Source organism: Nonomuraea sp. NPDC003201, assembly GCF_053590415.1.
Map to the genome: position 1 here is coordinate 1 of NZ_JBSFTC010000159.1, position 25170 is coordinate 25170.

Annotated in this window: 3 protein-coding genes; all 3 read left to right on the forward strand. The window is 71.7% G+C overall.

What is annotated here, in order from left to right; genetic code table 11:
• Positions 1-18: 18 nt before the first annotated feature.
• A complete protein-coding gene (locus ACWDX9_RS38180) occupies positions 19-22824 on the forward strand; it encodes an SDR family NAD(P)-dependent oxidoreductase (RefSeq protein ID WP_449963060.1) in 22806 nt (7601 codons plus the stop codon).
• A 26-nt stretch (positions 22825-22850) separates the two neighbouring features.
• Positions 22851-23669, forward strand: a complete 819-nt coding sequence (locus tag ACWDX9_RS38185; protein WP_350742348.1) for a hypothetical protein — start codon at positions 22851-22853, stop codon at positions 23667-23669.
• Between the two features lie 2 nt (positions 23670-23671).
• Positions 23672-25170: condensation domain-containing protein (locus tag ACWDX9_RS38190; RefSeq protein WP_449963063.1), on the forward strand; the 1499-nt coding region annotated here is incomplete at its 3' end.

Here is a 25170-nt window from a genome sequence, read left to right on the forward strand (position 1 = left end):
GGCCCCGCCGCGCCCGGCGTGCTGACCGGCAGCGGTCCCGCGGGCCGGCTCGCCCTGCTGTTCACCGGGCAGGGCAGCCAGCGGCTCGGCATGGGCCGCGAGCTGGCCGCCGCCTTCCCCGTCTTCGACGAGGCGCTGGAGCAGATCTGCGCGCTGCTGGACCCCCACCTGCCGCACCCGCTGCGCGAGGTGATGTTCAGCGACCCCGACGGGGTGCTCAACGAGACCGGCATGACCCAGCCGGCGCTGTTCGCCTTCGAGGTCGCCCTGTACCGGCTGCTCGAATCCCTCGGCGTACGGGCGGACGTGGTGGTCGGGCACTCCGTCGGCGAGATCGCCGCCGCCCACGTGGCCGGGGTGTTCTCCCTCGCCGACGCCTGCACCCTGATCGCCGTACGGGCCCGGCTCATGCACATGCTGCCCCCGGGCGGCGCGATGCTCGCCATCGCCGCGTCCGAGGCCGACGTCCTGCCGCTGCTCGACGGGTACGAGGACCGGGTCGCCATCGCGGCCGTCAACACCCCGACCTCGGTGGTCATCTCCGGCGCGGAGGCCGCCATCGAGGAGATCGCGGGGAACGTCACGGCACGCAAGCGGCGGCTGCGGATCTCCCAGGCCGCGCACTCACCGCTGATGGAGCCGATGCTGGCGCCCTTCGAGGAGGCCATCGCGGGGCTGACCTACCACGAGCCCACGATCCCGGTGATCTCCAACGTCACCGGCAGGCTCGCCGAGCCCGGCCTGCTCACCAGCCCCCGCTACTGGGTCGACCACGTACGACGGCCCGTCCGTTTCGCGGACGGCATCGCCGCCGCGGACGCCGCGCTCTTCCTGGAGGTGGGGCCCGACGGCGTCCTCACCGGGCTGGCCCAGCAGATGCTCTCGGACGGCGTCTTCGTCCCCGCCGTACGCAAGGACCGCGACGAGATCGACACCTTCGTCCAGGCCCTCGGACAGCTCCACGCCTGCGGCGTCACCGTCGACTGGAACGCCTACTTCGGGCCCGCCCCCGCGCTCCATGTCGACCTGCCCACCTACGCCTTCCAACGTCAGCGGTACTGGCTGGAGGCACGCGGTCCCGCGGACCTGCCCACCGAGCACGTCGGGCTGTTCGAGGTGGACTGGATGCCCGTACCCGCCGCGGGCGGCGCCACCATGGCGCCCGGCGACGTGCTCCTGCCCTGGCACGAAGAGGACGAAGGGGACGGGCCGGACCGGGCGCGCGCGGCCGTGCTCCGCGTGCTCTCCGCCGTCCAGGACTGGCTCGACGGCGAGCAGCCGGCGTCGGCCCGGCTGGTGATCGTCACCAGGGGAGCGACCGACGAGGTGCCCGACCTGGCCGGCGCCGCCGTGTGGGGCCTGGTCCGGTCGGCGCAGACGGAGTACCCGGACCGGTTCGTGCTGCTCGACGACGACGGCAGCGCCGAGGACGCCGTCGCCGCCGCCCTCGCCTACGACGAACCCCAGCTGGCGATCAGGTCCGGCAAGATCTACGTCCCGAGGCTGGCGCGGCGCGCCCGGCCGGCGGCGGACCTGCCCTGGGATCCCGAGGGGACCGTGCTGGTCACCGGCGGCACCGGCGCGCTGGGACGCACGGTCACCCGGCACCTCGCCACCCGGCACGGCGTACGGAACCTCGTCCTCGTCACCCGCGACCCGCACGCGGCCGGGGCCGTCGCGCTCGCGGCCGAGCTGGCCGAGCTCGGCGCGCACACCGAACTGGTCGCCTGCGACGTCACCGACCGCGAAGCGCTGGCCGGGCTCATCGACTCCTGCCGCGACCTGACCGGCGTCGTGCACATCGCCGGTGTGCTCGACGACGGCGTCGTCCCGGCGCTCACCCCCGAACGGCTCGACACCGTGTGGCGGACCAAGGCCGAGACCGCCTGGCTCCTGCACGAGCTGACCCGCGAGCGCGAGCTGTCGGCGTTCGTGCTGTTCTCGTCGTGCGCGGCCACGCTCGGCAGCGCCGGCCAGGCCAACTACGCCGCCGCCAACGCCTTCCTCGACGCTCTCGCCCGCCACCGCCACTCGCTCGGCCTGCCCGCCACGGCCCTGGACTGGGGCCTGTGGGACAACTCCGCCGAATTCGGCGGCATGGCGGGCACGCTCGCCACGGCCGACCTGGCGCGCTGGGCCCGGCTCGGCGTCGCCCCGCTGCCGCGCGACGAGGCGCTGGAGCTCTTCGACTCCGCGCTCGCGGGTGGCGCCGTGACGACGCTGCCCGCCCGGCTGAGCCTGGCCAAGGTCGCGGACCCCGTACCGGCGATGCTGCGCGGGATGCTGCGCAAGCCCGTCGAGCGCCGCGCGGCCGGCGGCTCCGGCTCCGCTTCCGGCGAGGCATCGCTGGCGCAGTCCCTGCGCGGGCTGAGCCCGGACGAGCAGGAACGCACCCTGCTTGACCTGGTACGCGGCCAGGCCGCCCTCGTGCTCGGGCACGTGACGCCGAACGTCATCAGCGCCACCGGAGCGTTCAAGGACGCCGGGTTCGACTCGCTCACCGCGGTCGAGCTCAGGAACCGGCTCAACGCGGCCACCGGGCTGCAACTGCCCAGCTCGCTGCTGTTCGACTACCCGTCGCCCAAGGCGCTGACCGAGCACCTGCGTACCGAACTGCTCGGCGGCTCCGCCAGGCCCGCCACCGCGGTGCGGTCGGCCGGCCACGACGAGCCGATCGCGATCGTGGGCATGGCCTGCCGCTTCCCCGGCGGCGTGCTGTCGCCGGACGACCTGTGGGAGCTGGTCGCGCAGGGCCGGGACGCGGTGGGCGAGTTCCCCACCGACCGCGGCTGGGACCTGGACCGGCTGTTCGATCCCGACCCCGGCAACCGGGGCACCTCCTACACCCGGCAGGGCGGCTTCCTGTACGACGCCGCCGACTTCGACGCGGCCTTCTTCGGCATCTCGCCGCGCGAGGCCCTGGGCATGGACCCGCAGCAGCGGCTGCTCCTGGAGGCCTCATGGGAGGTCTTCGAACACGCCAACATCGACCCGGCCACGCTGCACGGCAGCCAGACCGGGGTCTTCACCGGCATCGCGCCGATGGAGTACGGGCCACGGCGCTCCGAGGGCTCCGACGCGGTCGAGGGATACCTCCTCACCGGCCAGCTGGCCAGCGTGGCGTCCGGGCGGGTGTCGTACACGTTCGGGTTCGAGGGCCCGGCGGTGACCGTGGACACGGCGTGCTCGTCCTCGCTGGTGGCGCTGCACCTGGCCGCGCAGGCCCTCCGGACGGGCGAGTGCGACATGGCCCTGGCGGGCGGCGCGATGGTGATGGCGTCGCCCGGCACGTTCGTGGAGTTCTCCCGGCAGCGGGGGTTGTCGGCGGACGGGCGGTGCAAGGCGTTCTCGGCCTCCGCCGATGGCACGGGGTGGAGCGAGGGTGTCGGCGTGCTGCTGGTGGAGCGGCTGTCGGACGCCCGCCGCAACGGGCACCAGGTGCTGGGGGTCATCAAGGGGTCGGCGATCAACCAGGACGGGGCGAGCAACGGCCTCGCGGCGCCGAACGGTCCTTCGCAGCAGCGGGTGATCCGGCAGGCGCTGGCCAATGCCGGGCTCGCGGCCGGGGATGTGGACGTGGTCGAGGCGCACGGGACCGGGACCAGCTTGGGTGACCCGATCGAGGCGCAGGCACTTCTCGCGACCTACGGTCAGGAGCGGGAACGGCCACTGTGGCTCGGGTCGCTGAAGTCCAACATCGGCCACACGCAGGCCGCCGCCGGGGTGGCCGGGGTCATCAAGATGGTGATGGCCATGCGGCACGGGCTCATGCCCCGGACCTTGCACGTGGACGAGCCTTCGCCGCACGTGGACTGGTCGGCCGGGGCTGTTGAGCTGTTGACCGAGGCTCGGTCGTGGGACGTTCAGGATCATCCGCGTCGCGCCGCCGTCTCGTCCTTCGGAGTGAGCGGCACCAACGCCCACGTGATCCTTGAGCAGGGGGACCTGGCCGAACCGGCTGCTGACGAGGTCGCGGGCTCGCCGGTGGTGCCATGGGTGCTCTCGGCGAAGAGCCGCGAGGCGCTGGTGGAGCAGGCCGGGCGGTTGGCGTCGTGGGTGTCGGCGCGGCCGTCGCTCTCGGTGTCGGACGCTGCATGGTCGTTGGCGACGGGGCGTTCTGCGCTGGAGCAGCGTGCGGTCGTGGTCGGTGCTGACCGTGACGAGTTACTGGCCGGGTTGCGGGCGCTGGTCTCGGATGGGGTTACCGGAAGCGGCTCGGGTGGCAGGCTGGCGTTGTTGTTCGCCGGTCAGGGCAGTCAGCGGGTCGGGATGGGCCGGCAGTTGGCCGAGGCGTTCCCGGTGTTCGCTGAGGCGCTGGAGGAGATCGACCGACTCCTGCCGATCCGTGAGGTGATGTTCGACGACCCGGATGGGGTGTTGAACGAGACCGGGATGACCCAGCCGGCGCTGTTCGCCTTCGAGGTCGCGCTGTATCGCCTGCTGGAATCCTTCGGCATCCGCGCGGATGTGCTGGTCGGGCACTCGATCGGCGAGATCGCCGCCGCCCATGTGGCCGGAGTGTTCTCGCTGGCCGACGCATGCGCCCTGGTCGCGGCCCGAGCCCGGCTGATGCAGGCTCTCCCGACAGGCGGCGCGATGCTCGCGATCGCCGCGCCCGAGGCGGAGGTTCTCCCGATGCTGGGGGACCGGGTCGGGATTGCGGCGGTCAACGGCCCGGCAGCGGTGGTGATCTCCGGCGACGCGGAGGCGATCGCGGAGATCGAGGAGCGGGTGAGCGTTCGGACGCGCAGGTTGCGGGTCTCCCATGCTTTCCACTCGCCGTTGATGGAGCCGATGTTGGCTTCCTTCGAGGAGGCCATCTCAGGGTTGACCTACCACGAGCCCACTCTTGCGATCGTTTCCAACCTCACGGGTCGGCTGGCCGAGCCGGGGCAGCTGACCACCCCGAGCTATTGGGTGGAGCACGTGCGGCAGGCGGTGCGGTTCGCCGACGGGGTGGCGGCTGCGGAGGCCGGTTGCTTCCTGGAGGTCGGCCCGGATGGAGTACTGACCGGGCTGGCTCAGCAGAGCATCGCCGACGGGGTGTTCATCCCCGCCACTCGTAGGGACCGGGATGAGGTCCGTGCCCTGATTGAGGCGCTTGGCCGGTTACACACCCAGGGCATCGCCGTGGACTGGAGGGCGGTGCTTGCCCCGGCCAGGCAGGTCGATCTGCCCACCTACGCCTTCCAGCACCAGCGGTACTGGCTGGAGTCGGGCAGAGCGGTCAGCGACGTGACCGCCGCCGGGCTGAGCGCCGTGGAGCACCCGATGCTCAGCGCGGCCGTGCCCGCCCCCGACTCCGACACCCTCACGCTCACCGGGCGGCTGTCCCTGGCCACGCTGCCCTGGCTCGCCGACCACGCGGTCAACGGCACCGTGATCCTTCCCGGCACGGGTTTCCTCGAGATCGCGCTGCGGGCCGCGGCGGAGACCGAGGACTGCGAGGCGGTCTCCGAACTGGCCATCCAAGCTCCTCTCGTGATCACGCACGAGCACCCCGTACAGCTCCAGGTGGTCATCGACGGACCGGACGACGGCGGCCGGCGTGGCATCGCCGTGTACTCCCGCCCCGAAGGCGGCGACTCCTGGCAGCGGCACGCCCAGGGCACGCTCGGCCCCGCCGCCGCCGAACCCGGCTTCGACCTCGCGCAATGGCCGCCGCCCGGGGCGCAGCCCATCGACATCGACCACCTGTACGACGACCTGGCCGTCTCGGGCCTGGAGTACGGCGAAGCCTTCCAGGGTCTGGTGAACGCCTGGCAGCGCGACGGCGCGGTCTACGCCGAGATCGTGCTGCCCGACCAGGCGTTGACGGGCGCGGAGCGGTTCGGGTTCCACCCCGCCCTCCTCGACGCGGTGCTGCACTCCATCACGCTCGGCGACCTCCTGCCGCGTACCGAGCCGGGGCAGCCGTTCCTGCCCTTCGCCTGGTCCGGCATCTCGCCGCACGCGGTGGGCGGGACCATGGCGCGGGTCCGTACGACGGCGAAGGGCCAGGGTGAGCTGTCGCTGAGCGTCGCGGACGACACCGGCGCGCCGATCCTCACCGTGGACTCCCTGGTGGTCAGGCCTGTGACGGCCGAGCTGTCGCCCGGGAGCACGCCGTACGCGCTGGACTGGGTGACCGCGCCCGCCACCGCCGGGCCGGAGCCCGAGCGCGTGGTGGAGCTCGACGGCCTGGCCTCGCTGGGTGACGTGGAGGCGGTCCCGGACCTGGTGCTTGCCCGGGTCCCGGCCGGTGAGGGACGTATCAGGACGTACGAGGTGCTGGCGCTCGTCCAGCAGTGGCTCGCGGACGAGCGGTTCGCGCAGGCCAGGCTGGCGCTGGTGACCAGTGGGGCGGTCAGCGCGGTCGAGGGCGAGGTGCCGGATCTGTCCACCGCGCCCGTCTGGGGCCTGATGCGGTCCGCCCAGTCCGAGCATGCCGGGCGGTTCATCATCGTCGACACCGACGACCATCCCGACTCCGCGACCGCGCTGCTGCGCGCCTGCGCGTCCGGCGAGCCGCAGGTCGCCCTGCGGCAAGGTGAGCTCCGCGTGCCGCGCATCGTCCCCGTGACCCAGCCCGCGACCGCGTCGGTGACGGTGGACGGGACCGTGCTGCTGACCGGTGGCACGGGCGAGTTGGGGGCCCTGGCCGCGCGGCGGCTCGTCACCGGGCACGGCGTGCGGCACCTGCTGCTGGCCGGCCGCCGCGGTGCCGCGGCGCCCGGCGCCCAGGCGCTGGCGGACGAGCTGACCTCGCTGGGCGCGCAGGTCACCGTGGCGGCCTGCGACGTCGCCGACCGCGCCGAACTGGCCGCCCTGCTGGCCGGCATCCCCGCGGACCGGCCGCTGCAGGGTGTCGTGCACCTGGCCGGGATCGTGGACGACGGCGCCGTGACCTCGCTGACCCCCGAGCGGATCGACCGCGTCTTCGGCCCGAAGGCGGACGCCGCCTGGCATCTGCACGAGCTCACCGAGGGCCTCGGCCTGTCGTTCTTCGTGATGTACTCGTCCGTCGCGGCCACGGTCGGCAGCGCCGGCCAGGCGAACTACGCCGCCGCGAACACGTACCTGGACGCCCTGGCCCTGCACCGGCGGGCGCTAGGACTGCCCGCCGCCTCCTTCCAGTGGGGGCTGTGGGAGTCGGACAGCGGCATGGCCGGCGCGCTGAGCCAGGTCGACGTCGCCCGCCTCAACAGGGTCGGGCTCGCGCCGCTGCCCGTGGCCGAGGGCATGTCCCTGTTCGACGCGGGGCTCGCGCTCGACAGGGGAGTGCAGATACTCGCCCGCCTCGACACGGCCGCCCTGCGCCGCCAGGACGAGATCCCCGCCGTCTTCCGTTCCCTGGTCAAGGCCCCGGCGCGCAAGCCCGCGGCCCCCAGGCAGGCGAGAGCGCGGGCCGACAAGGGCGCGCTCCTGTCGCTCATCCGTACGAGCGTCGCGCAGGTGCTCGGCCACGCCGACGCCGGCTCCGTGGACATCGGGACCGCGTTCAAGGACCTCGGGTTCGACTCGCTGAGCTCCATCGAGCTGCGTAACCGGCTCAACGCCGCCACCGGGCTGCGGCTGCCCGCCACGCTCCTGTTCAACTTCCCCACCCCCGACGAGCTCGCCGAGCACCTGCGCGCCGAGCTCACCGGATCCTCGCGGGCCGACCAGGTGGCCGCCCAGACCGGGACCGCCGACGAGCCCATCGCGATCGTCGGCATGGCCTGCCGCTACCCCGGCGACGTGGTCTCGCCCGAGGACCTCTGGCGGCTCCTCACCCAGGGCGCCGACGCGATCACCACCTTCCCCGGCAACCGGGGCTGGGACCTGGAACGGCTGTACGACCCCGACCCCGCCCACGCGGGCACCAGCTACGCCCGAGAGGGCGGGTTCCTGCACGACGCCGACCTCTTCGACCCGGCGCTCTTCGGGATCTCGCCGCGCGAGGCCACCGCGATGGACCCGCAGCAGCGGCTGCTCCTCGAAACCTCGTGGGAGGCGATCGAGCGGGCCGGGATCAGCCCCAAGGCGATGCGCGGGAGCCGTACCGGCGTGTTCGCGGGCGTGATGTACCACGACTACGGCACGCGCCTGCCGCAGGCGCCCGAAGGGTTCGAGGGGTTCGTGCTCAACGGCAGCGCGGGCAGCATCGCCTCGGGCCGGGTCGCCTACACGTTCGGGCTGGAAGGCCCGGCCGTGACGGTGGACACGGCGTGCTCGTCGTCGCTGGTGGCGCTGCACCTGGCGGCGCAGTCCCTGCGGTCCGGCGAGTGCGATCTCGCCCTGGCCGGCGGGGTGACCGTGATGGCCACGCCCAACGTCTTCATCGAGTTCTCCCGTCAGCGCGGGCTCGCCGCGGACGGCCGGTGCAAGGCGTTCTCCGCCTCCGCCGACGGCACCGGCTGGGCCGAGGGCGCGGGCATGCTGCTGGTGGAGCGGCTGTCGGACGCCCAGCGCAACGGCCACCAGATCCTCGCCCTCGTCCGGGGCACCGCGATCAACCAGGACGGCGCCAGCAACGGCCTGACCGCCCCGAACGGCCCCTCCCAGGAGCGCGTGATCCGCCAGGCCCTGGCCAACGCCGGTCTGACGACCTCGGACGTGGACGTGGTCGAGGCCCACGGCACAGGTACGACGCTGGGCGACCCGATCGAGGCGCAGGCCATCATCGCGACCTATGGGCAGGAGCGGGACCGGCCGTTGTGGCTGGGGTCGCTGAAGTCGAACATCGGCCACACGCAGGCCGCCGCCGGGGTGGGTGGCGTGATCAAGATGGTCATGGCGATGCGGCATGGCCTCATGCCCCGGACCCTGCACGTGGACGAGCCGTCGCCGCACGTGGACTGGTCGGCGGGGGCGGTCGAACTGCTGACCTCGGACCGCCCGTGGGACCTCCAGGACCGCCCGCGCCGGGCCGGAGTCTCGTCCTTCGGCGTCAGCGGCACCAACGCGCACGTGATCGTCGAGCAGGGCCCGGCCGCCGTCGAGCCCGTCGGCGAGGACGACCCGTCGATGCCCGCCGTGCCCTGGCTCATCTCGGCCAACGACCCCGCAGCGCTACGGGAGCAGGCGGGCAGGCTCGCGGACTGGGCGTCTGGGGATGATGTATCGCTTGCCGGGGTCGGTAAGGCGCTTGTCTCCACGAGAGCGGTGCTGGAGCGGCGTGCGGTTGTGGTGGGCGCTGATCGTGACGAGCTGCTGGCGGGGTTGCGGGCGCTGGCTGAGGGTTCTTCGGAGGTGGTGACTGGGGGCAGGCTGGCGTTGCTGTTCGCCGGTCAGGGGAGCCAGCGGGTCGGTATGGGCCGGCAGTTGGCCGAGGTGTTCCCGGTGTTCGCCGAGGCGCTGGAGGAGATCGACCGACTCCTGCCGATCCGCGAGGTCATGTTCAACGACCCCGATGGCGTGTTGAACGAGACCGGCATGACCCAGCCCGCACTTTTCGCCTTCGAGGTCGCGCTGTATCGGCTGCTGGAGTCCTTCGGTATCCGCGCGGATGTGCTGGTCGGTCATTCGATCGGGGAGATCGCCGCCGCGCACGTGGCCGGGGTGTTCTCGCTGGCCGATGCGTGTGCGCTGGTGGCGGCCCGAGCACGGTTGATGCAGGCCCTGCCGACCGGCGGCGCGATGCTCGCGATCGCCGCACCTGAGGCGGAGGTTGTGCCCCTGTTGGCGGGCCAGGTCGGAATCGCGGCGGTCAACGGCCCGGCAGCAGTGGTGATCTCCGGCGACGTCGAGGCGATCGCGGAGATCGAGGAGCGGGTGAGTGTTCGGACGCGCAGGCTGCGGGTCTCGCACGCTTTCCACTCGCCGTTGATGGAGCCGATGCTGGCTTCCTTTGAGGAGGCCATCTCCGGTCTGACCTACCACGAGCCCGCTCTCGCGATCGTTTCCAACCTGACGGGCCGGCTGGCCGAGCCGGGCCAGCTGACCAGCCCGAGCTACTGGGTGGAGCACGTGCGCCAGGCCGTGCGGTTCGCGGATGGAGTGGCGGCTGCGGAGGCTGACTGCTTCCTGGAGGTCGGCCCGGACGGGGTGCTGACGGGACTGGCTCAGCAGAGCGTCGCCGATGGTGCGTTCATCCCCGCCACGCGCAAGGATCGGGACGAGGTCCGCGTCCTGATCGAAGCGCTTGGCCGACTGCACACCCACGGCATCATCGTGGACTGGGACGCCTACTTCGCCTCCGTCCCGGCCCGGCACATCGACCTGCCCACCTACGCCTTCCAGCGCCAGCGGTACTGGCTCGACGCCGGATACGCCACCGGTGACGTCGCCTCGGGCGGCGGGCTGGCGGCCGTCGAGCACCCGCTCCTGACCGCGACCGTCCCCTCTCCGGGGACCGACACCCTCACCCTCATCGGCCGCCTGTCACCGGCCACGCAACCGTGGCTGGCCGACCACGTGGTCGGCGGCCGGGTGGTCGTGCCAGGCTCGGCGCAGGTGGAGCTGGCGGTACGGGCCGGGGACGAGGCCGGTTGCCCGGTGCTCGACGAGCTCACCCACCAGACCCCGATGGTCCTGCCCGAGCGGGGCACCCTCCATCTCCAGGTGGTGGTCGGAGCCGCCGACGAGTCGGGACGCCGGCCGGTGACGATCTACTCGAGGGCCGAGGACGCCACGGACTGGAGCCAGAACGCCCAGGGCGTGCTGGCCCCGGCCGCCGCCGTCCCCGGCTTCGATCTCACGCAGTGGCCGCCGCCCGGCGCGCAGTCCCTCGACGTGGGCAGCGTCTATGAAGACCTCGCCGCGACCGGCATGGAGTACGGCGGCGCCTTCCAATGCCTCAGGGCCGTCTGGAAGGGCGACGACGCCGTCTACGCCGAGATCGCGCTGCCGGAGCACACCGAGACCCGGCGGTTCGGCCTGCACCCGGCGCTGCTCGATGCCTCCCTGCACGCCATCCCCATGTCCGGGCTGCTGCCGCAGGCCGAACCGGGACGGCCGTACATCCCCTTCGCCTGGAGCCAGGTGGCGCTGCACGCCGACGGCGCGACGCTGCTACGGGTCAGGATCGCGCCCACGGCCGGGCCCGGTGTGGTCGCGCTGACCATGGCGGACGCCGCCGGCGTGCCCGTCATGGAGGTCGGCTCGCTCACGCTGCGCCCGAGCTCCGCCGACCAGCGGACGACCGGTCCCAACAGCCTGTTCCAGGTCGACTGGGTGCCGGCCGGTGGCCGTACCGCGCAGAACGACCTCCAGTACGAGATCTTCGACGTACCCGTGACCGAGGCGGGAACTCCGGAGGCGATCAGGCACGCCACCCATGCCGCGCTGGCGGCGGTGCAGGAGACGCCCGCGCGCCTGGTGGTCGTCACGCACGGCGCGGTCGCGGCGACTCCGGACGACGTGCCGGACCCGGCGCAGGCGGCGGTGTGGGGCCTGGTACGCGCCGCGCAGGCCGAGCAGCCGGACCGGTTCCTGCTCCTGGACGTGGACGACGACTCGACGGAGCCGGTCACCCAGGCGCTGGCCACCGGTGAGCCCCAGGTGGCGGTACGGGCCGGCCGGCTGCTGACCCCGCGCCTCAAGCGGGCAGCAGGGCCGGTTTCGGGACCAGAGCAGTTCGGGTCCGAGGGGACCGTGCTGGTCACCGGTGGCACCGGCGGGTTGGGCGCGTTGGTGGCCCGGCATCTGGTGGTGGCGCACGAGGTCAGGCGCCTGCTGCTGGTCAGCCGTCGCGGCCTGGAGGCGCCGGGCGCGGCCGAGCTGGTGGCCGAGCTCTCCGACCTGGGCGCCGAGGTGGATGTGGCCGCCTGCGACGTGGCGGACCGTGACGCTCTCGCCGGCCTGATCGCCTCCATCCCCGCTGACCGCCCGCTGACGAGTGTCGTCCACACGGCTGGTGTTCTGGATGACGGTGTCATCGGTTCCCTCACGCCGGAGCGCATCGACGCCGTCCTGCGACCCAAGGCCGACGCGGCCTGGCACCTGCACGAGCTCACGCAGGATCTTGATCTGACCGCTTTCGTGCTGTTCTCCTCTTTGTCCGGGGTGCTGGGCAGCGCGGGCCAGGGCAACTACGCCGCCGCGAACACGTACCTGGACGCCCTGGCTCAGCGGCGCAGAGCGCAGGGCCTTCCGGCGACCTCGCTGGCCTGGGGTCTGTGGGCCACCGGCGGCATGGCGGGCGAGCTGGACGAGTCCGACCTGCGCCGCCTCGAACGCGGCGGCATCACACCCCTGCCCATCGCCGACGGGCTGGCTCTGTTCGACGTCGCGGTCAACGGCGACCGCGCCGACCTGGTCCCGGCCGCGCTGAGCATGCCGGCGCTGCAGGCCCAGGCGCAGGCGGGCACGCTGCCGGCGCTCCTTCACGGGCTGGTCCGCGTGCCTGCCCGCCGTACCAGCACGACCGCCACCAGCGCGAACCCGGCCGATCTCCTGCAGCTGGTCCGTAGCCAGGTGGCCACGGCGCTCGGGTTCCAGAGCGGCGACGCGGTGGAGCCGACCAAACGGTTCCAGGAGCTGGGCTTCGACTCGCTGACTGCCGTCGAGTTCCGCAACCAGCTCAACGCCGCCACCGGGCTGCGGTTGCCGGCGACGTTGGTGTTCGATTTCCCGACGGCTGAGGCGGTGGCGGAGTTCCTGGCGAGTGAGTTGGGGGGTGGGCAGACCTCGCAGGCCGTGGTGGCGGCTGCTGCGGTGGTGGATGAGCCGATCGCGATCGTGGGGATGGCGTGTCGGTATCCGGGGGGTGTGGTTTCGCCGGAGGGTTTGTGGGAGTTGGTGTTCTCGGGTCGGGACGCGGTGGGGGAGTTCCCCGCCGATCGCGGCTGGGACCTCGAGAAGCTGTACGACCCGGACCCGGACAGCCGTGGGACGTCGTATGCGCGGCATGGCGGGTTCTTGTATGACGCGGCGGAGTTTGATTCGGGGTTTTTCGGGATTTCGCCGCGTGAGGCGTTGGCGATGGATCCGCAGCAGCGGTTGTTGCTGGAGACGTCGTGGGAGGCGGTTGAGCGGGCGGGGATCGATCCTCACGGGCTGCGTGGCAGTCGGACGGGTGTGTTCGCCGGGGTCATGTACCACGACTACGCGCCCCAGCTCTCGGCCGTGCCCGGCGAGCTGGAAGGGCTCATCGGCACCGGCAGCTCCGGAAGCATCGCCTCCGGCCGGGTGAGCTACACCCTGGGCCTGGAAGGTCCGGCCGTGACCGTGGACACGGCATGCTCGTCCTCCCTGGTGGCGCTCCACCTGGCGGTTCAGGCGCTGCGATCGGGCGAATGCGACCTGGCGCTGGCCGGCGGCGTCACCGTGATGGCCACGCCGAGCACCTTCATCGAGTTCTCCCGGCAACGCGGCCTGTCCCCGGACGGGCGCTGCAAGGCGTTCTCGGCCGCCGCTGATGGCACGGGCTGGGGTGAGGGTGTCGGCATGCTGCTGGTGGAGCGGCTGTCGGACGCCCGGCGCAACGGTCACCAGGTGCTGGCGGTCGTCAAGGGCTCGGCGATCAACCAGGACGGGGCCAGTAACGGCCTGACCGCGCCGAACGGTCCCTCGCAGCAGCGGGTGATCCGCCAGGCGCTGGCGAACGCCGGGCTGTCGACCGGGGACGTGGACGTGGTCGAGGCGCATGGCACCGGGACCGCTCTGGGTGACCCGATCGAGGCCCAGGCGCTCCTCGCGACCTACGGCCAGGAGCGGGACCAGCCGCTCTGGCTGGGGTCGATCAAGTCGAACATCGGCCACGCGCAGGCCGCAGCGGGCGTCGCGGGCGTGATCAAGATGGTCATGGCGATGCGGAACGGGGTTCTGCCGCAGACGCTGCACGTGGATGAGCCGTCGCCGCACGTGGACTGGTCGGCCGGGGCCGTTGAGCTGCTGACCGAGGCGCAGCCGTGGCAGGAGAACGGGCACGCCCGTCGTGCGGCGGTCTCCTCGTTCGGGATCAGCGGCACGAACGCCCACGTCGTGCTGGAAGAGCCTCCCGCTTCGGCAACCGAGACCGGTGGCGCGGAGTTGCCGGTGGTGCCGTGGCTGGTGTCGGCCAAGGACGCGCAGGCGCTTCAGGCTCAGGCGGCTCAACTGGAGTCGTGGCTGTCGGCGCGGCCGTCGCTCTCGGTATCGGACGCTGCTTGGTCGTTGGCCACGGGGCGGGCCGTGTTGGAGCGGCGTGCGGTTGTGGTGGGCGCTGACCGTGACGAGCTGCTGGCCGGGTTGCGGGCGCTGGCCGAGGGTTCCCCGGAGGTGGGGGCTGGAGGCAGGCTGGCGTTGCTGTTCGCCGGTCAAGGCAGTCAGCGGGTCGGCATGGGCCAGCAGCTCGCTGAGGCGTTCCCGGTGTTCGCCGAAACCCTGGAGGAGATCAACCAGCTCCTGCCGATCCGCGAGGTCATGTTCAACGACCCCGACGGGGTGTTGAACGAGACCGGCATGACCCAGCCAGCGCTGTTCGCCTTCGAGGTCGCGCTGTATCGGCTGCTGGAATCCTTCGGCATCCGCGCTGATGTGCTGGTCGGTCACTCGATCGGCGAGATCGCCGCCGCCCATGTGGCCGGAGTCTTCTCGCTGGCCGACGCATGCGCCCTGGTGGCGGCCCGAGCCCGGCTGATGCAGGCTCTCCCGACCGGCGGCGCGATGCTCGCGATCGCCGCGCCCGAGGCGGAGGTTCTCCCGATGCTGGGGGACCGGGTCGGGATTGCGGCGGTCAACGGCCCGGCAGCGGTGGTGGTCTCCGGAGACGCCCAAAAGATCGCTGAGATCGAGGAGCGGGTCAGCGTTCGGACGCGCAGGCTGCGGGTCTCCCATGCTTTCCACTCCCCGTTGATGGAGCCGATGCTGGCTTCCTTTGAGGAGGCCATCACGGGTCTGACCTACCACGAGCCCACTCTTGCGATCGTTTCCAACCTCACGGGCCGGTTGGCCGAGCCGGGGCAGCTGACCACCCCGAGCTATTGGGTGGAGCACGTGCGGCAGGCGGTGCGGTTCGCCGACGGAGTAGCGGCTGCAGAGGCCGGTTGCTTCCTGGAAGTCGGCCCGGATGGAGTGCTGACCGGGCTGGCTCAGCAGAGCATCGCCGACGGGGTGTTCATCCCCGCCACCCGCAAGGACCGCGACGAGGCCCGCTCCTTGGTGGAGGCGCTTGGCCGGTTGCACACCCAGGGGATCGCCGTGGACTGGACGGCCGTACTGACCCCGGCCAGGCACGTAGACCTGCCCACCTACGCCTTCCAGCGGGAGCGGTACTGGGTTCCTGCCGCACAGGACGCCGGTGATGTGGACGCCGCCGGGCTGGGTGCCATCGATCACCCCGTACTCCGTGCCGCCATCTCGGCGCCGGACTCCGACACTCACACCTTCACAGGTCGGTTGTCGCTGGCAACGCAGCCCTGGCTGGCCGATCACCAGGTCAACGGCCGGGTGGTGGTGCCGGGTGCGGCGCTGGTGGAGCTGGCGGTGCGGGCCGGGCATGAGCTGGACTGCCCGCAGCTGCGGGAGCTGACCATCCAGGCGCCGTTGCTGGTGCCCACCGAGGGCGGCGTGCACATCCAGCTGGTCGCCGGACCATCCGATGAGACAGGCGCCCGTCCGGTGAGCATCCATTCCCGCAGCAACCAGGCGGGGGAGTGGACGCAGCATGCGCAAGGCCTGCTCGCCGACCAGGCCGAGGAGCCGGTGTTCGACCTGGCTCAATGGCCTCCGGCCGGGGCGGCTGCGATTGACGTCGAGCAGCTGTACGACGACCTGGCCGCGAGCGGACTGGAGTACGGGCCGCTCTTCCAAGGCTTGACCGCCGCCTGGCAGCAGGGAAGCACGGTGTTCGCCGAGATCACGCTGCCGGAGCAGGCGCATGCCGAGGCGGGCCGGTTCGGTTTGCACCCGGCTCTGCTGGACGCGTCCCTGCACGCTGCCGCGTTGGGTGACGTGGTGCCGAAACCGGAAGCCGGGCGGCCGTATCTGCCGTTCGCCTGGAGCGGGGTGTCGCTGCATGCGGCCGGTGCGAGCGGCCTGCGCGTCAAGGTGAGCGCGGCTGGAGCGGCCATCATCACGTTGAGCATCGCCGACGACACCGGCACACCGGTGGCCGAGGTCGACGCGCTCACCTTGCGCGCTCTGTCCGCCACCGAACTCAGCGCGTCCGAGACCCAGGGCTTGCTGCACCAGCTCGACTGGGAGGTGGTCCCAGCCGCTCCCGCGCAAGAGGCGCACCAGTGGGTCGTGCTCGGGTCCGATGACCTGGGCACGGGGACCGAGACCCGGTCGGATCTGGCCTCGATTCAGCCGGTGGAGACGGTCCTGGTCGCGTGCCCGGCCGCCGGCCAGAACGTGCACGCCACGACCCACGCGACGCTGGAGCTGGTCCAGGAGTGGCTCGCTGACGACCGCCTGGCCTCGTCCCGGCTGGTCGTCGTCACGCGTGACGCGGTGGCGGCCGGTCCGGACGATGTGCCGGAGCCGGCCCAGGCGGCGGTGTGGGGCCTGGTACGGGCCGCGCAGGCCGAGCAGCCCGGCCGGTTCACGCTGCTGGACCTGGACGCGGAGCCGCTGCGCGCGGAGACGATCGACCAGGTCCTGGCCACGGGCGAGGCCCAACTGGCCGTCCGAGCCGGTCAACTGCTGACCCCGCGCCTCAAGCGGGCAGCAGGCCCGGGTTCGGGGCCGGAGCAGCTCAGCGGGCCGCTGTTCGGGTCCGAGGGGACCGTGCTGGTCACCGGTGGCACCGGCGGGTTGGGCGCGTTGGTGGCCCGGCACCTGGTGGTGGCACACGACGTCAGGAACCTGCTGCTGGTCAGCCGCCGGGGCCTGGAGGCGCCCGGTGCCGCCGCACTCGTGGTCGAGCTGGCCGAGCACGGCGCGAACGTGTCGGTGGCCGCCTGCGACGTCGGCGACCGAGACGCCCTCGCCCACCTGATCACCTCGATTCCCGCCGAGCACCCGCTGACGGGTGTCGTCCACACGGCAGGTGTTCTGGCTGACGGTGTCATCGCCTCCCTCACGCCGGAGCGCATCGACGCCGTCCTGCGGCCAAAGGCCGATGCGGCCCGGCATCTGCACGAGCTCACGCAGGATCTTGATCTGACCGCCTTCGTGCTGTTCTCCTCGGTTGCCGGGGTTCTGGGCAGCGCGGGCCAAGGCAACTACGGTGCGGCCAACGCATACCTTGACGCGCTGGCACACAACCGCAGAGCGCAGGGTCTCCCGGCCACCTCGCTGGCCTGGGGCGTCTGGGCCACCGACGGTATGGCGGGCGAGCTCAAGGAATCCGACCTGCGCCGCATGGAACGCGCGGGCGTGAAGCCGCTGTCCATCGACGACGGGCTCGCACTCTTCGACACCGCTGTGTCGTCCGGGCAGGCGCTGCTGATCCCCGCACGGTTCGTACAAACCCGGACCAGCGGGCGCACCCCGGTGCGTCGTGCCGGCAGCGCCAACGGCCTCGCCCAGCGTCTGACCGCGCTGGACCCGGCCGGACGCCGAGCGATGCTGACAGACCTGGTCCGCGGCAGCGCGGCCACGGTACTCGGGTTCGCCGACGGGTCGGCCATCGACCGGCAACGCCAGTTCCAGGACCTCGGCTTCGACTCGCTGACCGCGGTCGAGTTCCGCAACCAGCTCAACGCGGCCACCGGACTTCAGCTCCCGGCCACCCTCATCTTCGACTACCCGACCGCCGAGGCGGTGGCGGAGTTCCTGGCGGGTGAGCTGGTCGGCGGGCAGACCTCGCAGGCCGTGGCGGCCACCACGACGGCGACGGACGAGCCGATCGCGATCGTCGGCATGGCGTGCCGGTACCCGGGTGGCGTGACCTCGCCGGAGGGCCTCTGGGAGCTGGTGGCGCAGGCCCGGGACGCGATCGGAGACTTCCCGACCGATCGCGGCTGGGACGTGGAAGGGGTGTACGGGCCGGAGCCCGGCACGCCGGGCAAGACTTACACGCGTTTGGGCGGGTTCCTGTACGACGCCGCCGAGTTCGACCCTGTGTTTTTCGGGATTTCGCCGCGTGAGGCGTTGGCGATGGATCCGCAGCAGCGGCTGCTGCTCGAAACGTCGTGGGAGGCGGTTGAGCGGGCGGGGATCGATCCGACGGGGTTGCGTGGCAGCCGTACGGGTGTGTTCGCCGGGGTCATGTACCACGACTACGGGTTGGGGACTCCGGCGAACAGCAGCGGCGGGAGTTTGGTGTCGGGTCGGGTCTCCTACACGTTGGGGCTGGAGGGCCCGGCGGTCACGGTTGACACGGCGTGTTCGTCGTCGTTGGTGGCGTTGCATTGGGCTGCGCAGGCGTTGCGGTCGGGGGAGTGTGATCTGGCGCTGGCCGGTGGTGTGACGGTGATGTCGACGCCGGGGATGTTCATCGAGTTTTCGCGGCAGCGGGGGCTGGCGGCGGATGGGCGGTGCAAGGCGTTCTCGGCCTCGGCGGATGGGACTGGTTGGGGTGAGGGTGTCGGTGTGCTGCTGGTGGAGCGGCTGTCGGACGCTCAGCGAAATGGTCATCAGGTGCTGGCGGTGCTCAAGGGTTCGGCGATCAACCAGGACGGTGCGAGCAACGGGATCACGGCTCCGAACGGTCCTTCCCAGCAGCGGGTGATCCGGCAGGCGCTGGCCAACGCCGGTCTGTCGGCCGGGGACGTGGACGTGGTCGAGGCGCACGGCACGGGCACCAAGCTCGGCGACCCGATCGAGGCCCAGGCGCTCCTCGCGACCTACGGCCAGGAGCGGGACCAGCCGCTGTGGCTCGGTTCACTGAAGTCGAACATCGGTCACACGCAGGCTGCGGCTGGTGTGGGTGGCGTGATCAAGATGGTCATGGCCATGCGGAACGGGGTTCTGCCGCAGACCTTGCATGCGGACGAGCCATCGCCGCACGTGGACTGGACGGCAGGCGCGGTGCGGCTGCTCACCGACGCGCAGCCGTGGGAGCAGAACGGGCATGCCCGTCGTGCGGCAATCTCTTCGTTCGGGATCAGCGGTACGAACGCTCATGTCGTGCTGGAGGAGCCTCCCGCGCCGACAATCGAGACCAGTGGCGCGGAGCCACGGGTGGTGCCGTGGCTGATCTCCGCGAGGAGTCGCGAGGCGCTTCAGGCTCAGGCGTCTCGACTGGCGTCGTGGCTGGAGGAACGGCCGGAGCTGAAGACGGCCGATGCCGCGTGGTCGTTGGCCACGGGGCGGGCCGTGTTGGAGCAGCGTGCGGTCGTGGTGGGCGCTGATCGTGACGAGTTGCTGGCGGGGTTGCGGGCGCTGGCTGAGGGTTCTTCGGAGGTGGTGGCTGGGGGCAGGCTGGCGTTGTTGTTCGCCGGTCAGGGCAGTCAGCGGGTCGGGATGGGCCGCGAGCTCGCTGAGGTGTTCCCGGTGTTCGCTGAGGCGCTGGAGGAGATCAACCAGTTCCTGCCGGTCCGTGAGGTGATGTTCGACGACCCCGATGGAGAGTTGAACGAGACCGGCATGACCCAGCCGGCGCTGTTCGCCTTCGAGGTCGCGCTTTATCGGCTGCTGGAATCCTTCGGAGTCCGCGCTGATGTGCTGGTCGGGCATTCGATTGGGGAGATCGCCGCTGCGCATGTGGCCGGGGTCTTCTCGCTGGCCGATGCGTGCGCCTTGGTGGCGGCTCGGGCGCGGTTGATGCAGGCTCTGCCGACCGGTGGCGCGATGCTCGCGATTGCGGCACCCGAGGCGGAGGTTCTGCCGCTGCTGGAGGGCCGGGTCGGGATCGCGGCGGTCAATGGTCCGGCAGCGGTGGTGATCTCCGGAGACGCCCAAAAAATCGCTGAGATCGAGGAGCGGGTCAGCGTTCGGACGCGCAGGTTGCGGGTCTCCCACGCCTTCCACTCGCCGCTGATGGAGCCGATGCTGGCTTCCTTCGAGGAGGCCATCACGGGTCTGACCTACCACGAGCCCACTCTTGCGATCGTTTCCAACCTCACCGGCCGGCTGGCCGAGCCGGGGCAGCTGACCAGCCCGAGCTATTGGGTGGAGCATGTGCGGCAGGCGGTGCGGTTCGCCGACGGGGTGGCGGCTGCGGAGGCCGGTTGCTTCCTGGAGGTCGGCCCGGACGGGGTTCTGACGGGGCTGGCTCAGCAGAGCATCGCCGACGGGGTGTTCATCCCTGCCACCCGCAAGGACCGGGATGAGGTCCGCGCGCTGGTGGAGGCGCTCGGCCGGTTGCACACCCACGGCATTGCCGTGGACTGGAGGGCGGTGCTGGCCCCGGCCAGGCACGTCGATCTACCCACCTATGCCTTCCAGCACCAGCGGTACTGGGTGCCGGCCAGTCTGGAGTCCGGCGATGTGGACGCCGCCGGGCTGGGAGCCATCGAGCATCCGATGTGGAGTGCGATGACCGAGGTGGCCGGCGGCGCGTCGGTCATCTTCACCGGCCGCCTGTCCCTCACCTCACAGCCCTGGCTGGCCGATCACCAGGTCAACGGCCGGGTGGTGGTGCCGGGTGCGGCGCTGGTGGAGCTGGCGGTACGGGCCGGGCATGAGCTGGACTGCCCGCAGCTGCGGGAGCTGACCATCCAGGCGCCGTTGCTGGTGCCTGCCGAGGGCGGCGTGCACATCCAGCTGGTCGCCGGACCATGCGACGAGTCAGGCGCCCGCCCCATAAGCATCCATTCCCGCAGCAACCAGGCTGCGGAGTGGGTGCAGCACGCCCAAGGCCTGCTCGCCGACCAGGCCGAGGAGCCGGTGTTCGACCTGGCTCAATGGCCTCCGGCCGGGGCTGCTCCGGTTGACGTCGAGCAGCTGTACGACGACCTGGCAGCGGATGGGTTGGAGTACGGGCCGCTGTTCCAGGGACTGACTGCGGCCTGGCGGCAAGGAAGCACGGTGTTCGCCGAGATCACCCTGCCGGAGCAGGCGCACGCCGAGGCGGGCCGGTTCGGTTTGCACCCGGCCTTGCTGGACGCCTCCCTGCACGCGGCCGCGCTGGGTGACGTGGTGCCACGACCGGAGGCAGGACGCCCGTATCTCCCGTTCGCCTGGAGCGAGGTGTCGCTGCACGCGGCCGGCGCGAGCGGCCTGCGCGTCAAGGTGAGCGCGACTGGCGAGGCGAGCATCACGTTGAGCATCGCCGACAAGAGCGGCGCGCCGGTGGCCGAGATCGGCACCCTGGCCCTGCGTGCCCTGTCCACCACCGAGAACCGAAGCTCGCTGCACCAGCTCGACTGGATCGCGATCCCGCCCGCGTCCGGCTCGCATGCACCTCATTGGGCCGTGCTGGGTCCCGACGACTTCGGCACCGGCGCCCAGACGTACCCCGACCTGGCCTCGATTCAGCCGGTGGAGGCCGTCCTGGTCGCGTGCCCGGCCGCCGGCCAGAACGTGCACGCCACGACCCACGCGACGCTGGAGCTGGTCCAGGAATGGCTCGCCGACGACCGCCTGACCTCGTCCCGGCTGGTCGTCGTCACCCACGGCGCGGTGGCCGCGACCGCGGACGACGTACCGGATGCGGCGCAGGCGGCGGTGTGGGGCCTGGTACGGGCCGCGCAGGCCGAGCAGCCGGACCGGTTCGTCCTGCTGGACCTGGACGGCGACACACCTGAAGACGTGATCGGCCGGGCGCTGGCGTCGGGCGAGTCCCAACTCGCGGTGCGGGCGGACGAGCTATGGGCGCCACGTCTGGGCCGGGCCACGGATCTGGCGGATCAGGGCCCGGTGTTCGGCCCGGAGGGCACGGTGCTGGTCACCGGTGGCACAGGCGGGCTGGGCGCGCTGGTGGCCCGGCACCTGGTCACCGAGCACGAGGTCAGACGCCTGCTGCTGGTCAGCCGTCGCGGCCCGGAGGCGCCGGGCGCGGCCGAGCTGGTCGCCGAGCTCTCGGAACTCGGTGCCGAGGTGGAGGTGGCGGCCTGCGACGTGGCCGACCGCGAGGCGCTGTTCGGGGTGGTGGCCTCGGTGGCGGACTCGCTGACCGGGGTGGTGCACACGGCCGGCGTGCTGGACGACGGCGTGATCACGTCTCTGTCGGGCGAGCGGCTGGACGCGGTGCTGCGGCCCAAGGCCGACGCCGCCTGGCACCTGCACGAGCTCACGCGAGGGCTCGACCTGACCGCGTTCGTGCTGTTCTCCTCGCTGGCCGGCGTCCTGGGCAGCGCGGGCCAGGGCAACTACGCCGCCGCCAACGCATACCTGGACGCCCTGGCGCACCACCGCAGAGCCCAGGGTCTCCCGGCGACCTCCCTCGCCTGGGGCCTCTGGACGACCAGCGGCATGGCGGGCGAGCTGACGGAGACCGACCTGCGCCGCATGGAACGCGCGGGCGTGCAGCCCCTGACCACTGAGGAGGGATTGGAACTCTTCGACGTCGGCGTCCGCTCCGGCCGCGCCGCACTGGTCCCCGCGAAGTTCACCAAGGCCGGGACCCGTACCCGGCCACGCCGTGTCCGCCCGGCCCAGGGACTGGCGGAACGGCTGGCCACGATGGAGCCGGACCAGCTGCAGGACACCCTGTCGGAACTCGTCAGAGGCCAGGTCGCGGCGGTGCTCGGGTTCACCGAGGGGTCGGCGATCGAGCCGGGGCGCCAGTTCCAGGATCTCGGCTTCGACTCCCTGACCGCGGTCGAACTCCGCAACCAGCTCAACTCGGCCACCGGACTGCAGCTCCCGGCCACGCTCATCTTCGACTACCCGACTCCCCACGACCTGACGCGATTCGTACTGGAGCAGCTCTTCCCGGCCGCCGCGGCCAGGACGGCCGGGCCCGCCGCGGTCCGGAGCGACGCCGAGGTACGTCAGCTCCTGACGACCATCCCGATCTCACGGCTACGTGAGGCCGGGCTGCTGGACAGCCTGTTCCGCCTAGCCGGCCCGGAGGAGGACGGAGAGACGAACGGCAGGACCGAGGAGATCGACAGCATGGACGCCGACCTCCTGATTCAGCTCGCCCTTGAAGGCGGGAGTTCCTAGGCAGAACTCCGATCAAAGGAATGATCATGACCCTGGTAACCACTTGGACGACGCTCAAAGCATCCAATTCGGCGGACCTCGTCCTCTGCGTCGACTTCACGGAGACCGGCCGCGCGGAGGCGGGCTTCCCCGAGCTGGTGGCGAACATTGACTATGACGCGACCTTCTGGCACGTGCGCCCGCCCGCCGTGGCGCCCGGTTGCGGGATCGACGGTGCCGCCTATGTCCGTTCCTGGGTGGAGCCCATCAAGGAGAGCGGCAGGAAGGTCCACGCGGTCATGGGCTACTGCGTGGGCGCCGTCTACGCGACCGAGCTCGTCGACCGGCTGGCCGAGCTGCAGGGCTCGACGCCCGAGCTGATCCTCTTCGACCCGGAGCCCACGAGCCTGGAGAACGTCTACTTCCAGTTCGGCAAGGTCTTCGGCATCCTCTCCTCGATCCTGAACGAGGAGGACGTCGCCCAGCTCCGGGAGACCATGGACACGACGCTCCAGGTCGAGGGGATCACGGTCGAGGGCTACGCCGCCCAGTTGTACGCCACCTTCCGCGAGGTCGGGCACCGCGCGTTCGAAAGGGCCGGGTTCGACCCGGAGTACTCCGAGGAGATGTGGGAGACGTTCAGCGCCTTCCTGGCCTTCCTCACCTACGCCGACCACCTGGACCCCTGGGAGGGGTGGCTGCGCGCCATCGCGGTGAGCTCGTCCAACCCGAGGAACGGCCTGAACCGGCTGCGTGACTCCGGTCGCACCGTCGTGGCCGAGGAGCTCAGGTTCGAGGAGGGCCACGACGTGCTGCTCACCTCGGACGAGGTCGCCAGGGCCGTCACCAAGCTGCTGGAGAGATGATCATGGAGCAGATGCTGGGTCAGCGCGCCTCGCGCAAGGAGCAGGCGCTGTGGATGCTGGAAGAGCTGGTCCCCGGTACCGGGGTGAACAACCTGGGCGTGGCGTTCAGCGTGGCGAGGCTGCCGAGCCGCACCCTCATGCTGGACGCGATCAACCACGTCCTGCGCCGGCACGAGATCCTGCGCACGGTCTTCGGGATCGAGGCCGAGGGCATGACGCGGGAGGTCCTGCCGCCCGAGTACGCCGAGCTGCGTTTCGAGGAGGGCGGCCGGGGCGCCACGCGCGAGTGGCTGACGGAGTTCGTGGCCCGGCCGTTCCGGCCGGACGGCGAGCTCCTGGTGCGCGCCGCCGTCCTGGAGGAGGAGGCGGGCGAGGTCTACTGCCTGGCGATCCACCACTCGATCTTCGACGGGCTGTCGTCCGCGCTGCTGATGAACGAGCTCGCCGCGACCTACAACGCCCTCGCGGCGGGCGAGTCGCCGCCGCGCGACACCGTACCGGCCTGGGAGGAGCCGGCCGCCGACCCGCGCAGCCGGGAGTTCTGGCACGACAAGCTGGACGGCTTCCGCGCCGACGAGCTGGACCTGTGGTGCGAGCAGCCGGAGGCCTCGCAGGTCACCCTCCTGGGCGACGTGGTCAACTGGGAGCTGTCCCCCGCCGCGCGCGACGCGGCGCGGCGGATGCAGCGGGAGCTGCGGGCGCCGGAGTCGGTCGTCCTCATGGCCGCGTACGGCGTGCTGCTCGCCGCCCACGGCGCCGGCCCCGACCTCACCATCGGCTCGCCCATCAGCGTGCGGACGCCCGAGGCAGCCACCCGGCTCGGCTACCACATCAACGTGCTCACCCTGCGCACCCGCGTGCAATGGGCGAACAACTTCCGCACGTACACGCGGCTGACCCGCCGCACGTTCATGGAGGCCATGTCGCACGCCGACCACCCGGTGGACGACCTGCTGGAGATCGTCCCGCGCGACGGCTGGCGCAACAACCTCTTCCGGCACACCTTCAACTACGTGCCCGCCGACTTGTCCGCCGAGTTCATGCTGGGCGGGCTGCGGGCCGGGCAGGTGGTGATCGAGAACGGCTTCAGCAAGTTCGACCTGGAGTTCTTCGTCACCTCCACCCCCGAGGCGATCAGGATCAGGACCGCGTTCTGCGTGGACGTCCTGGACCGGGCGGACGTGGAGCTGCTGCTGGCCCGCTTCGACGAGCTGCTCGTCACGCTCGCGGAGCAGCCCGACACGCCGCTCGCGGACCTGCCCGTCTGGTGCTACCAGGACCGGGCGGCCATCGAGCTGGCCAACGCCACCGAGCGCGCCGTGACGCCGGCGACCGTACTGGACAAGATCGCCCGCCAGGTCTCCGCCGCGCCGCCGGAGGACACCGACGCGGTGCTCGACGGCGAGCGCCGCGTCGGGTTGCGCCGCCTGTGGGCCGCCGCCGAGGCCACCCGCGACGAGCTGCGGGCCGCCGGCGTGGGCAGGGGCGACGTCGTCGCGCT